This is a genomic window from Flavobacterium frigoris (assembly GCF_900111075.1).
Lineage (GTDB): Bacteria > Bacteroidota > Bacteroidia > Flavobacteriales > Flavobacteriaceae > Flavobacterium > Flavobacterium frigoris.
Genome location: NZ_FOFZ01000003.1, coordinates 307,851 through 322,334, shown reverse-complemented (window position 1 = coordinate 322,334; position 14,484 = coordinate 307,851). Strand labels below are relative to the sequence as shown.

9 protein-coding genes and 1 pseudogene are annotated in these 14,484 nt (G+C 32.5%); 8 read left to right on the top strand and 2 right to left on the bottom strand.

What is annotated here, in order from left to right:
- Position 1: 1 nt before the first annotated feature.
- Both BMW63_RS06770 and BMW63_RS06765 read right to left on the bottom strand, forming a co-directional pair.
- The gene (locus tag BMW63_RS06770; RefSeq protein ID WP_074722537.1) at positions 2–1,393 is read right to left on the bottom strand and encodes a RagB/SusD family nutrient uptake outer membrane protein; all 1,392 of its coding nucleotides are present in this window, start codon (positions 1,391–1,393) and stop codon (positions 2–4) included.
- 20 nt (positions 1,394–1,413) lie between these two features.
- A complete protein-coding gene (locus BMW63_RS06765) occupies positions 1,414–4,449 on the bottom strand; it encodes a SusC/RagA family TonB-linked outer membrane protein (protein ID WP_074722535.1) in 3,036 nt (1,011 codons plus the stop codon).
- Between the two features lie 632 nt (positions 4,450–5,081).
- On the opposite strand from BMW63_RS06765, the gene BMW63_RS06760 reads away from it, so the two are divergent.
- From BMW63_RS06760 to BMW63_RS06725, 8 genes and pseudogenes are all read left to right on the top strand, one after another.
- Entirely contained in the window at positions 5,082–5,306 is a 225-nt protein-coding gene (locus BMW63_RS06760) for a helix-turn-helix domain-containing protein (RefSeq protein WP_074722533.1), read from the top strand.
- 481 nt (positions 5,307–5,787) lie between these two features.
- On the top strand, positions 5,788–7,821 hold the full coding sequence (locus tag BMW63_RS06755; protein WP_074722531.1) for an ATP-binding protein: 2,034 nt from the start codon (positions 5,788–5,790) through the stop codon (positions 7,819–7,821).
- Positions 7,822–8,141: 320 nt separating this feature from the next.
- A pseudogene (locus tag BMW63_RS06750) lies at positions 8,142–8,672 on the top strand (transposase); the annotation flags it as partial.
- An 818-nt stretch (positions 8,673–9,490) separates the two neighbouring features.
- The gene (gene kwaA, locus BMW63_RS06745) at positions 9,491–10,075 is read left to right on the top strand and encodes an anti-phage protein KwaA (protein ID WP_074722529.1); all 585 of its coding nucleotides are present in this window, start codon (positions 9,491–9,493) and stop codon (positions 10,073–10,075) included.
- Complete coding sequence (kwaB, locus tag BMW63_RS06740) at positions 10,068–11,039, top strand: anti-phage protein KwaB (protein ID WP_074722527.1); 972 nt, start codon at positions 10,068–10,070, stop codon at positions 11,037–11,039. The genes kwaA and kwaB overlap by 8 nt, the downstream gene beginning before the upstream one ends.
- A 364-nt stretch (positions 11,040–11,403) precedes the next feature.
- Positions 11,404–12,567, top strand: coding sequence for a hypothetical protein (locus BMW63_RS06735; RefSeq protein WP_074722525.1), 1,164 nt, complete (start codon positions 11,404–11,406; stop codon positions 12,565–12,567).
- 15 nt (positions 12,568–12,582) lie between these two features.
- Positions 12,583–13,410 (top strand): AbiJ-NTD4 domain-containing protein, encoded by an 828-nt coding sequence (locus BMW63_RS06730; RefSeq protein WP_074722523.1) that lies wholly within the window; start codon positions 12,583–12,585, stop codon positions 13,408–13,410.
- 165 nt (positions 13,411–13,575) lie between these two features.
- On the top strand, positions 13,576–14,376 hold the full coding sequence (locus BMW63_RS06725) for a TIGR02391 family protein (protein ID WP_074722521.1): 801 nt from the start codon (positions 13,576–13,578) through the stop codon (positions 14,374–14,376).
- Positions 14,377–14,484: the final 108 nt, after the last annotated feature.

Sequence of the window (14,484 nt, the reverse complement as noted above, 5' to 3'; positions counted from 1 at the left end):
CTTAATATCCTGGATTTTGATGTAGGTTTTTGTTCAGCAGTAATTCTGTTTGAGGGATAGGTAACCATTTATCGGTACTTTTCCATCCTGGTTTTATAGCACTTAAAATCCCATCTGCTTGTTCTGTTCTTTTTAGATCAAACCAGCGTTGCCCTAATTCAGTGAATAATTCGACCCTGCGTTCTTGTTGAATAGCAAGTAATACGTTTTCGGGCGTGTTGGCCGCCGTATCTGCTAATCCTGCTCGGTTTCGAATTAGGTTTAAATCAGCTAAAGCACCAATCCAATTATTTTGATGAGCCCTAGCTTCTGCACGGATGAGGTATTGTTCTTCTAATCGCAATATAATTGCAAATTCCTGAGAGCTTCCTGTATTGGCGATTTGTTTGTATTTGTATGGGTAGTACCATGTTTGAGTACCGTCCGTCACATTCCCCAACCAATGTTGCTTTCTTTGATCTCCAGTTTCAAATGCGTTTAGTAAATGGGTACTTATAGCAGTAATCGGAGGAGGGCCGCTGCTAAAAATAAAAGTATGCGCATCATGCGTGTTCAGCCCCGTAATACCTGGGTGCAATTGCCAAATTGTTGAGGGATTTTCCTTTAGAAATACCTTATCTAAATCCGCTTCCAACTGGTATGTATTCGTATTAATTACTTGGGACGCTTCCTCTTCGGCTAGTTGCCACGCTCCTCTGTAAAGGTACACTCGTGCTAGTACTGCTGTAGCCGTGCCTTTATTAGGTCGAACACGTTCTGCAGTACCATAACTGTAGTTTAATATGCTTTTAGATAGCATTAAGTCGGTTGTAATTTTATCATATACTTCGTCTTCGGACATTCTCGAAACGGTACTATTTTTTTTATAATCTGTTGTTTCGATATATGGAATGTCTCCAAATAGATTTAGTAGATAAAAGTGAATAAATGCTCTAAGAAACAAGCCTTCTCCTTTTAAGACATTACGTTGCTCTGAAGGAATTGCTGTTGATTTTTCAAGACCTTCTAAAAGTGCGTTTATTGCATAAATTTGACTGTAACTGCTATTCCATAAAGAACTAACCATAGGATTTGAGGGGAGTACGGTATGATTGTAAAAGTCTTCTAAAGGCGCACTGGGACTTCCATAATAGGTTAATTCATCCGAATAGTTTCCCAGTCCATTCGAAAGGCCATCTTGGTTTCCAGAAAGTATGCCGTTTTCTCTTAGTTGTGAATAGCAATTTGAAAGTGCTGCGTTTGCTGTTGTAACATCTTCTAACACTGCAGTACCAGTAAGCTGTGATTGTGGCAAATCTACCTCCGTAAAACTTTCGCAGCCATTCAGCCACAAGCAAAGGAGTACTATTAATGCTATTATTAGCATTGACTGTATTAATTTATAGTATTTCATATCGCAATATTTATTGATTTTTAAAAGCTAAGGTTTAGTCCAAAAGTAAATTGACATAAAGGGGGGGAGTAGAAAGCGGATTGATTTTCAGGATCGGCACCTTTGTAATTGGTCCATGTGAGGAGGTTTTGTCCTTGTAAATAGATTTTTGCTGTCCCCCCTTTTGTAACTTCTTTTGGAATCGTATATGAAATACTGATGCTTTTCAATCGGATGTAGGAAGCATCACTTATGGTTGCGTTACTGTTGCTGTATAAGAAATAGGCATCCAATGCTGCTGCATTAGCTCCTGTTGTATATTGCTGAATTTCGGCATCGGTACCATTTTGTGGCCAGTGATTCAAAACCGCTTGTGGCTGATTCGAGAAATCTCCTATCCAAGAAGCCGTGTATAAGTAATTACGCCCTTTTTGTTTTACGCCCTGAAATAGAAAATCCAGTGCCCAATTTTTATAGCTGAGTTGGTTGCCAAATCCTCCAAATAATTGAGGTGCTGTATCTTCAATCCATTGGCGGTCTTCTGGTCCTGTAATTTTTCCGTCACCATTGTAGTCCTCAAATTGATAAACACCTGTAACTTGATCAATTCCTGTGTAGTGGTATGTTTTTTGGATACTCAATGATTTACCTATTACCAGCGAATTGGCGTAAGTAGACCCCTCTAAATCAGGGAATTCCAAGAGTTTATTTTTAGGTAGGGTCAGGTTTAATGTAGTCGTCCAATTGAACGCTGTCTTTCTAAAATTAACCGTTCGCAATTCCAGTTCTAAACCTGTATTTTGAACTGTTGCATTTAAATTGGCTTGTAAAGAAGAAAAACCTGTAGTTCCTGGTTGTGGTACACCCACAAGTTGACTAGAAGAACGGTTGCAAAAATAGGCTGAAGTTAAGAAAATACGATCGTTGAAAAATCCTAGGTCGATTGCGGCTTCTCTTTTTTTATTGGTTTCCCAACCAAAGGAAGGATTGAAAAGACGGGTAGGTTTTATCCCAATAGTACCATTGTAATTGTTGCCAGTAATCTCATAAGTGTCTAAGAATTGGTAATCACCAATCTGGTCATTTCCACTGGTACCATAACTGGTGCGTAATTTTCCGAAACTTAGGAAACTACTATTATTTATGAACGCCTCCTTTGAGAATATCCAGGCTGCACCTATAGCTCCGAAATTAGCAAAGCGATTGCCAGGGCCAAAACGACTGGAACCATCTCTTCTTCCTGTTAAGTTGATGATGTATTTACTTTTCCAATTGTAATTAATTCTACCAAAGAACGCTTGGTATTTGTAAATGGTTAACTGATCGTCAGTAATTGTTAAATAGGAAGCTGCAGCTATATTGTGCAGTAAACTGTTACTTGCAAAACCTGATCCGATTTGTGCCAATTGTTGCTCTGTTTGCTTCTGAAAAGTTGTGCCTGCTAATAGCATTAATTCTGAATTGCCTGCCGTTTTCTTCCAATTGATCTGAGGTTCAATAATCCATGAGCTACGTTTGGCATTGTTTATAATAAGCGTGGAAACTTCACTCCCCAGTCCATACGCTGGATTGTACATGGTAGAAGGAAATGTCCGATTTTCGGAGATGTGATAGTCTGTGTACCCTAGATTTGTTTTTATTTCCAAGTTTTCCAGTATGTTGTACGAAAGAACAGTATTAGCAATTAGGTTGCTTGTGTTGGCTGCATATTTGCCTTCCAAATAGCTTAACGGATTGTTCCAAGTGCCATTTTCCCAATTTAAGTTTCCTTGGGCATCGTATAGAGCTGGGGCATTTGGCGCCAGAATTATAGCTTGGTACATCAAGTCGTTTGCGGGTAGTGTATTCTTATCAGTAGCATAGTCTGCTGTAAAGCTCATTTTAAAACGATTGTCAATAGAGCGATGCGTTAGGCTGTTGTGAAACGCCAATTTTTCATATTTTGCATCCCCAGGGAAAACGGTTGTTTCGTTACGGTAGGTGCCACTTAACAAAAATTGAGTTTCGGCATTTCCACCAGAGACCGTAGTTTGAATATTGTTTGTATTTGCAGTACCTCCCAGTAATTCTTTTTGCCAATTGGTGTAACGGTTTTGATCCCAAGTACCATTTACATCATAGGCGTACCCTGGATAGTCTGTAATTCCGTCGTTGGCAAAGGCTTCCTTACGCATGGATAAATATTGTTGTGTATTTAATAAATCCATGGTGCGAGTTAGTTTTCCAAAACTGGAATACGTATTCATATCGAATTTGGTTTTTCCTTGTTTTCCTTTTTTGGTCGTTATGAGCACGACGCCGTTGGATCCTCTTGAACCATAGATTGCAGTAGCATCAGCATCTTTTAGTACTTCCATACTCTCAATATCTGATGGGTTAATATTGTTGAGAGGACTTGCTGATCCTGCCAAAATATTGCCCGATGTCATTACTGAGCCTAATGATTGTGAACTGTAAGGTACTCCATCCACAATATATAGCGGCGCATTACCATCAGTGCGAATGCTGTTTATCCCTCTGATCTGTATGTCGAAACCACCACCAGGAGTTCCAGTGGCTTGTGTTATTGTTACGCCAGTCATGCGACCTTGCAAAGCAGCCAAAGGGTTATTTATGGGTTGTTTTTCTATATCCTTTGCAGTGATTTTCGCAATACTTCCTGTGCGTTCACTTTCTTTAACGGAGTAGTAACCAGCGTTGACACGGACTTCTTGTAGCGAGGTTATATCTTGCTGTAATTGGATGTTAATTGTTTTACGGCCGTTTAAGGGGATTATTGCTGTTTTAAATCCTATGAATGCGACCACAAGTGTATCAATTGGGGTCGCTTCTATGGTGTATTTACCATCAAAGTCAGAAATAACGGTTGATTTTGCTTTTCCTTTTATGGAAACAGTAACACCAGTTAAGGGGTTGAGTCCATCTGTAATGGTACCGTTTATTTTTATTTGTTGCGGTAAGGAGTGGTTTTGCCTCAGTAGCTTGTTGGCTAGAGCAGGGGTATAGGATAATGAGAACCCGATAATAATCAGGTACCAAAATGCCGATCCACCCTTGTAAAATGAAATTTTTTTCATAATATTGGTATAGTTAATTGAAACGTTAGTTTTGTTAGCGGTGGTCCTCTAGTATAGCTTGCCGGCGTGTTAGAGGGCCTTTTTTTATGTCTTACTGTTGTTAAAAGGGAATTGTGAGAAGTGAGTCGAAACTCACAAAACTAAATTTGAATCATAAACAACGATAGACGAAGTGTTCTTTTTTTATTGCATAGGCATTAGATTTAAAGGTTTTTTTAAGGAAAGTCAACTGCCGTTGCCTGTTGCAGCCAGACGCAGGCAGAGCCTTTCCAAACTAATTCAAATAATTAATGGTATTGCGAGACTAAAAAGGAAGAGGCAGTGCTAAGAATGTAAGTGAGTTTGGCCAAAATAATGGATATAAAAAAAGGCATGGAACTCAGCTTATTGACTTTGAGGTACTGGTATACCCTGCAACAATAAGTGAGCCCACGCCATGGGACGTGAGCATCTTACTTATCTTCTCGTTGCAAAAATTACCAGTTTTCAAAGTCGAGATTCTAAGCGAATGCTTCAAATATTTTATATGAAGAATCGCAAATATATGTATTCAAAAACAAATATAATAAAAAAATACTATACCACACATATATGTGTGGGATTAATATTTTTTTATAACGCAAATTTATCAAGTGGAAGAAAAAGAATTAAATAAGGTACAGATTACACTTGGGGCTACCATAAGGAGAATTAGAGAAGAAACAACAGATTTTTCTCAATTCAAGCTATCTATTGAAATAGGTATGTCAGAAAATCAGATTAGAAGAATCGAAAAAGGGAAAAGTAATCCAACAGTTAATACTCTTGCCAAAATAGCAAAAGCTTTAAAAGTAAATATTAAGGTGCTATTTGAATAATTAAATCTTTAAGTATTAAAAGAATTCAAAAATATTCATCATGGAATGGTATGAAATCGTAATTGGCATTCTAATATGGATTGTAGGAGTATTTATCTATATGAAGTATAAAGACTTTCAAAAGAATAAATATCACAATGATTCATTCAAAAAAAAGTATAAATAAGTAAGATGCTGAGAGGCATCTTTTTTTTTAAAGATAATTTTTTTTTATATAATGTAGGAAATCGTAAAGAATTTTAGAAACGGTTTTGTAGGTTTGGGAAATAGTACTCAAATTGAACTAAGCGTATCTGCTGTAATAGGGAAGCTACTCAGTTTTAAAGTTAAAAGCAAGGTGTATAGGGACTTAAGTAGTGAATTAGTAAGTAAATGTAAATACTTTAAAAAAGTAATATATTGAAATGTAAGTGCTTCGAAATCCCTTATAGGGTATAGCTAAAACATTTGTATATACGAGAATCAAAAAGCTTAAATTAAAATGAATAGAAAATTAACAACGAACTCAAGATTAGTAAATGAATTATTTGCTAATTATATAAGTACTTTCACAGCATTTTGTGAACTTATGAATAATTCTATTCAGGCAAAAAGTAAAAATATTTGGATCGATATAGATTATACTTCGGATGAAGAAATACACCCTCTTATTATCAAAAAAATCACTATTAAAGATGACGGTGTTGGAGTTCATATTTCTGATATTGAACGAAAATTATTAGATATAGGAACAGCAAATAAAGATGGAGGAAAAGGAATTGGTAGATTTGCTTCATTTCAAATTGGACAAAAAGTTGAAATTGAAACAGTTTCTTATTCTAAGGAAAATAATAATTTTACAAAAGTATATATTCCATTAACTTTTGATAGTTTTGGAAAAAACATTAATGTATCAGAAGTTGAAATAGATACAAAAGAAAAAATCCTAAAAGGAAATAATCATAATCCTTATTACAAAGTAACAATCTCAAACTTGTATGATTCGAACATAACTGATAATGAACCCAAAAAGAAAATAATTGATAAATTTTTGAGTACTAATATTGCAGATGCAATTTTCGAACGTTATCCACTCAAAATTTTCAATAACGATATAAAATTTTGCATTAATGGTAAAAATATAAACCCAAATGATTTTGTGTTAAATAAGCCAATTAAGAAAATATTCGATTATACTGATACAAAAGGTAAAGTTCATAAAATTCTTTTTGACTTTATGCAGATAAAAAAATATGAAAAAATAAAAGTCTTTTTAACAACACAAAATGCTGGATTAAACACAATAGCAAACGGGTTTGAATATGATGCGAGTTGGTTAAGTCCAAAAATTGGAGGCTGGTTTATATATATTGCATCAGCGACATTATCTGCCGATATTTATAGAAATATTGACTTAGATGACTTGGATGATAACTGGAAAAAATATAGAGAATTTATTAAAGAAAATTTAAATGATTTTTACAGAGAACGAAATATAGAATTTGATAATTTTTCTGACAAACTAAAGGGGGATGAATATTATCCATATAAAATAAAATCAAGCTCTAAATCAAAAGTAATTCTGTTTGATAAATTAGCATACTTAGTTGAAGATAAATACCATATTTTAAATGAAAACAATAAACTACGAGAAATAATATACCCTCTAATCGATAGAACTATATCTAACGGAGAATTAAACAAAATATTAGGAAGTATCTTAAAGCTTAATAGTAAAATGATTTCAAAATTTTCTGATTTATTAGAAAAAACAGATCTTGAAAATATTATTGAATTTTCAGATAAAGTTTCTTCAAAAATAGAAGATATTGAATTTCTTGAAAAATTAGTTTATAGCGAAATTTCTAAAAATGTAAAAGAAAGAAAAGAACTCCACAAATTTTTAGAAAAGATGCTTTGGGTTTTTGGAGAAGAATATAATGAGACAACAAAATTATTATCTGATAAGAATTTAGAGAAAAATTTAACTCAATTACGGGATGATTATTTAGTATATAAGCCTAGTAAAGCTGATAATAATTCAATTGAAATTACTGAAAGAACTGTAAAATCGATTACAGATCTGTTCATGTATAACGAACGTATAATTGACCATAAAAAACGAGAAGTTTTAATAGTTGAGTTAAAAGCACCAAAAGTAAAAATTAGCCCTAAAGAAATTGGACAAGTAATGAAATATGCACGAGAAATTGAAAAATTAAATGCTTTAAGTAAAAATATAAATTATAAAATTTTATTAATTAGTTCAGGAATAAATAGTGACGCACAATTCGACATAACGGGAAGACAGAAAAATGAGGACAACCCTTATTTCTATTTTAGAAATGAAAACAAAAATATTGAAATATGGATTATGAATTGGTCGGATTTAATTGAAAATGTAAAAAGAAAGTTGAAATATATGGCAAACGTATTAGAAACAAAAGACATAGATGTACAAGATAAAGCTAAACGAGACTTTGAAAATATTGAATTTGGAAAAACCAGTTCTACTTTAAAAAAAGTAGCTGTATAAGGGAATTGTCTATAATGAATAAGACGGGCGCGTGTTCTGAAAGCCCAAGCAAGAAGTTGTTGTTGAATATTATCTATTATATTATTATTATTATTAGCTTGTGGGGCTTGAGGACTTTTTAATTTTGATAATAGGATTTTAAAAGGTTTCTGGTTAGAGAAGGTATTATAACAGCTACGTTTATAGATATTAATAAAGATGCTGAGAGGTGTCTTTTTTTATTTTATAAGGCACTGTCTCATAATGTGTAAGTTTTAAAATCTCAGGTTATTAGTTGACCTGAGATTTTTTTATTTATTAAATTTAACTTTTATACACTTATGAAACCAGAAGACATTTTAAACGAAGATTTTTTAAAGCAATTTAGAAACGGTCCAGAACTCACTAATTTTTTAGAATAACTTCACAAACGTGATATTGAAAAAATTATTGAAGGTGAGTTAGATGCTCATTTAGACTATGAAAAGCATCAAAAAAGCAAGGCCAATAACTTAAGAAATGGCTATACAAAAAAGAAACTAAAAACCACTTTAGGTGAAACAGAGATACAAGTTCCACGTGATCGTGATAGCTCTTTTAGCCCCATGATTGTTAAGAAAAGAGAAAGTGCAACAGATGGTGTTGAAAATGTTATTATTTCACTGTACGCTAAATGGATGAGTAAGAGTGATATTGAAGAACAGATAAGAGAACTCTACGATTTTAATATCACTACATCCACTATTTCAAGAATCACTGATCGCATTACCGATGATATAATAACTTGGAAAAACAGACCCCTGGAAGCCACTTATCTCATTGTTTGGATGGATGGAATCGTTTTTAAAGTTAGAGAGAATTCCAAAGTAGTAATATTAGATTACCAATGTCGAAGTTAGTATCACCATTTATATTTTTCGAATTTATAATTAAAAATTTATTTCCATTAGAATTTAATAAAATTTTTGCAAATAAAAATTATCAATCAACATTTAACAATTCAAAAAAAAAATCCATCAATATAATACCTTTTATAGAAACTAACATATTTCTCCATCAAGATTAATTTATGAAAGAATAATAGTAATTGTGTTTGTTACTATAGGCGTTTTTTATCTGTGTATCTTATAACTTGGAAGCGGAGTTTAATATAGCGGCTAATCGAATGCCAGATTTTTGGATTTGTGATTGAATTATTGCGATCGGATTATATAGGAAAAGATGCTGCGGAGGAGTTTTTGATTTCTTGCTAAAAAAGAAAATCCTATACTTTCTATATTTGAGGTATGGAATGGTATGAGATAGTGATTTTGATTGTCCCACTGGGAGCATATATAAGAGGGAAGATATATGAGTTTATGAGGGGGTATGATAAAAATGGTAATTGGAGGAGTAGGGGGAAGGGATAGAAAGATCCTGATGAGGTGTCTTTTTTTATGCGTTTTGTTTTAGTGAAAGCCCGTTAAGAATTAAAATTATTATGGAATACTTTTACTTCCTACACTTTTAGTAATATCACTAAAAGTGGGTATTGTAACAATAGTTAAAAAAGCCTTTATTTACGAACTAGTATATATAGCTTACGTTGTAGTAAAACTTTAAAAAAGGGTTACTTGTTGAGGTTAAATACTGGTTATAGGCAAGCTTACAGCAGAAATCGAGAATTCAATAACAAACAAAATCAATATTAATGATTAGAAAAATAGGCTTATTCTTATTATCACTTTGGCTTCTTTTTGTTCTAATAATTTTAATTACAGCCAAAATACCACTTGACGTTTCATTAAATGCAGTTTTTGTCGGATGGCGATTTCTTGCAGTAAATAATATAATCCCAATTTTTTGCCTAATTGCGCTGACAATCGGCTACATTTCGTATCGAGACTTTATACATCAAATCAAAGGAACTCCAGAACTTTCATTTAAAGTAAAAGAAATTGAAAAGATTGATTATGAACATTTAACCTTTTTAACGACATACATAATTCCGTTGGTATGCTTTCAATTCGATAATCTAAGATATATATTCGCCTTTTTAATTATTCTTTTTGTTATTGGTTCTATATATATAAGAACAGATTTGTTTTATGCGAACCCAACGCTAGCTATATTAAATTTCCGTATTTATAAAGTTTCTGGAGAATTTCGAAATGGAGAAACTAGACAAAATAAAATTTTAATTAGTAAAGACTTAATTGAAAAAGAAGATAGAGTAAAATATTATAAACTTGACGAAAGAATATATTACGCAACTAAAGTAAACTCAAATGACTAAAATTGAATTAGACAATGCCCTAGCTTTTATTAACAATCCTCAAGGCGAATTGCAGATAATTATTTATGCTAATGTTGAGGATGAAGATGAACCAAAAAAATTGGATATTAAAGCTGATGATTTACCTGAAATCAAACAAATATTTATTGATGGAATTAATAATTTTATAATAGCCAAAAACGACTACACTATTTTACAACTTTCAGCAGCAGATGAAAGAGGAAAATGTTTTTATCAATATGATTTGGAAATACCTGAAGAATTAGAACTTTTGGAAAGTGTTATTGGAAATGATAATTTACAAACTTTTGATTTTCAGGTAAGCCAACTTTCATCAATCAAGTCTTTAGTCATTTTACTCGCAGATGACAATAACGAATTGACCTTGTATAAAAAGTTATCTCCTGTTGAAGTAATTGGAAGAGGTGGACATATATTTAAAAAATCAAATCAAAGACTTGAAAAGTTTGAAGATCAGCTTTTAAGAATTACTGCGAAGTTTCAAGTAATGAGAATTGCTGGTGAGATCATAATTATAGATTTAGCATCAATTGAAAGAAGTTTTGGATTTCACGATGTGATAACACGAGAAGCTTTATTAAGTATTGAGGCAATTAATGATATGCAAATTGTTGCAAACATTGATAGCTTAAATGAATTAGTTAACAATGTTAGTTTTGCTAGAAAGCTTACTAAAGTTGCAAAATTCTCTCCTGTAATAAAGCTTAACATTCCAGTAGCAGACATAATAAATTTCGCGAAAAATCATCCTCTCACTAAAAAGAAAATGAGATATAATCCAGAAGGTACTCAATTTAATTTAGATACTCGTGTTTCAAAAGATTTACTAATTAAAATATTAAATGATGACTTGCTAACTTCGGAACTGACAAAACTGTATTATGATAGTTTAGCAAAAGATGGTATTGAAGTAGAGGAAGAGAATGAAGTTGAAAATAATTAAAAAGCATACCGCTAACAGTTAAGGCTTCGTTGGGCTTGAAAAGCTAATAATGAAACTTGTATTGAAGGAAACCTGAGGCAGTTTAAAAAGTACTGGTTTTAAGCTGCGGATTTTTGAGACTGAAATAATACTATGAAGGAAAAGATGCTTAGACATCTTTTTTAATATACATTTTATTTTTTTCTGATAATGTGGGAAACCGTAAAGAATAGTATAAATGGTTTTGTAGGTTTGCTATAGTAAAAAGGTATTTTTTCGAACAAACCCAACCTAATTTGGGTGGATTGTAGCTATTTTGTGGCTGGTATAAACAAGTTACGGTAATTATCAACAATATTCCGGTAATAACAATATAACTATCGATATGCAAGATGTAATTAATGATTTAACTTCACTCTTTGAGGAAGCAAAGCAAAAAAGTGAGTTTGATTTTGTATTGATACTTATCAATTACAAAGGAATGGGTACGAAAAAGTTAACCACAAATTTGCATGAGTGGTTTGAAGCAATAGAATTTTACAAACAATTATATACTATACATTCTGATAAAGAAAAGACTAGAGTTGGTACATTAATCTATTCAACTTTTTTTGAAAACAGTGATTTTTATAATATTATCGGAAGTCTTTGCAAAATCAAGCTTGGACAAAAAGGCTCTTCATATTTATTTTGGAAAACAAAAAAATATGAACGCCTATTAGGAATCGGTGAAAAACAGGATTTCCTTGTCGAGTTATTAGATGACGCAGGAAAACGAAATATCATAGCTTTTTTTAATGACAATCATCATAAAGAAATAAGAAATACATATTTCCATTCTGCTTATTCTTTAAGTGATGAAGATTACAAAATGCATGATTCAGAAACAATCTCAATTGGCGGAGTTGGAAGATCTTGGTTTAATATTGATACTTTTTTAAATCCAAAAATCGATAATGTAATTATATTCTTTGATACTTTTAAAAAGCTTTATTTAGATTCTTTTGATTCATATATTGTAGATAAAGAGGTGACCGGTTTTTTTCCTAATGAGTCCAAAATAACAATATTGGGTTCTGATGAAGGATTAAAAGGTTTTCGAATAAAAAATGCCGTTCAGTTTTATGGCGAGTGGCATGATTCAGGAATTTGGTATGAAGAAGAACACGATATATGGGCAGGTAATAATATAAACGTATATTTTCAAAATGTTGAAACTATAGAAATTAGAGAGCAAATTACTAGATATGAAAATAAAGCTGACATAAATAAAAATGATTCTGAATTCTATAACTTAATAGATAAAATTAAAGAAAGACAGCAACCTTTTGAATTACAAAAAGCAACTCACCTTTTATTAAAGTTTGGTAGTATTCGTGATAAAAAAATGTCAGAGGAAGAAAACCAATTTAAAAAACAAAGTTATCCTAAAGTTGTGTTGCCTTATTATCAAAAAGCTATTGAAATCGGCCCTCAATTTGTTGACATTCCAACGCTAACGAAACGAATTGCAGAGATCGAAAATAACTACAAGCAACAGCCATATTAACTGACGAAAACGACAATGATAAACATAGAAAGATTTTCAAAACGACAAGGTCTTTTTGCATTAAAGGAAAAAGAAATTACCATTCGCGAGGACGCACCAGAAGGTCTTCGTGGATATATCAAAATGGCTTATTACGATTTAAATAAAAATCCTTCTGACCTTCGTGCAATAACTACGAGGGTTTTAAGAATTCCTCCAGATCATAATAATTGGTCTGAATTTCCGAATATAGATTACGAAGTTGGAGAACATTTAGAATCTTGTGATTGGTATCTAGTTTATGACATTATTGAAACAATAATTCAAAAACTAAACCCACAAGAAAGAGAAATCTTTACAAACGAAATAAATGAATACTTCATTTCAAATGGAATTGGATGGAAAATTGAAAATGGACTTATAGAAACTCGTGGGGATGAAGTTTTTGAAACAGCAGTTAAGACTGTTGTTTCTGTTTTGGAAGCAGCAAAACTTGAAACAGCCAAGACAGAAATAAGAGAAGCACTTAATGACTTGTCAAGAAGACCAATACCTGACATAACTGGAGCAATTCAACATTCACTTGCTTGTTTAGAGTGTGTGACAAGAGAGGTTACCGGAGATTCTAAATCAACTCTTGGAGACTTAATGAAAAAATTCCCTGGAATAATCCCAACTCCACTTGACCAAGCAGTAACTAAAATTTGGGGTTTCACTTCAGAACAAGGCAGACATTTAAGAGAAGGGCAAGCACCTGAATATTTGGAAGCAGAATTAGTCGTTGAAGTTACTTCGGCCATTGCGACATATTTAGGAAAAAAACTTGGTGTAGCAAAAACGGAAAAAGATGACTTACCATTCTGACAAAGAAAATACGGCTGGTAAGGCCTGCTAGAACGGATTTGGGTTTTGTACTTAATTTGAAAATGGCTTGTATTTGTGAGAATTTTGTTAAACCGAAAAATAACGCTACTTTAGTTCCAAACCTCTTGTAGCAAGGAACGTGATAGCCAATTTTATAGAAAAAACATGACAGTAAAATTACATCCCCCAATTGACGGAAGCGTACTTGAAGGAATTAGTAAGACTTTAGGAGATACTTACAATGGATTAACTGGAACTGAAATTTCTAAATTTCTTCAAGAAGTTGGTATTCCTGACATTGATTCAAACAATACTAAATGGAAAAGGTTATTTAATGCTTTTGCAGATTATCAGAATAAAAAGCAAATTTCCAATAACATTCTAAAATTCGTAAATAGATCAATGAATCCAGCTAGATTTATTGGAAGAAATGAACAATTTGAAAATGTTAGATTCGAACTAAATAAGAGATTATCTTTTATTGGTTTGCAACTTTTAGAGAGCGGAAAATTTTCTTTGATTACAGTATCAACAACAATTTCTGAAGCCGAACAAAAAGTAAATAGATTCAAAAGTAAACTTCAACAAAGAAATGCTCATCAAAAAATATATGAATATTGTAAAGCCGAATTGTTAGCCGAAAATTATTTTCACGCTGTTTTTGAAGCTACAAAAAGTATTGCAGAAATCATTTGCCAAAAAACTGGTCTTTTTCAAGATGGAAGTGAATTAGTTGAAATCGCTTTTTCAATAAAAAATCCATTAATCAAAATTAATGACCTTACTTCTGAAACTAAAGAAAGCGAACATAAAGGATTCGCAAATTTAATAAAAGGTGTTTTTGGAATGTTTAGAAACACAACTGCACACGCTCCAAAAACGATTTGGGAAATAAATGAAAACGATGCATTAGATATAATGTCAACAATATCATTAATTCATAGAAGACTGGAAAACAACGCATAAAAAAACTGGCTGTAACAGCTAAGGGTTTCGTTGCGTGCGCAGCACGAACAATGAAACCTGTGTTGAACGGAACAGGAGGTAGTAAAAAAATATTGTTTAATTCATCCT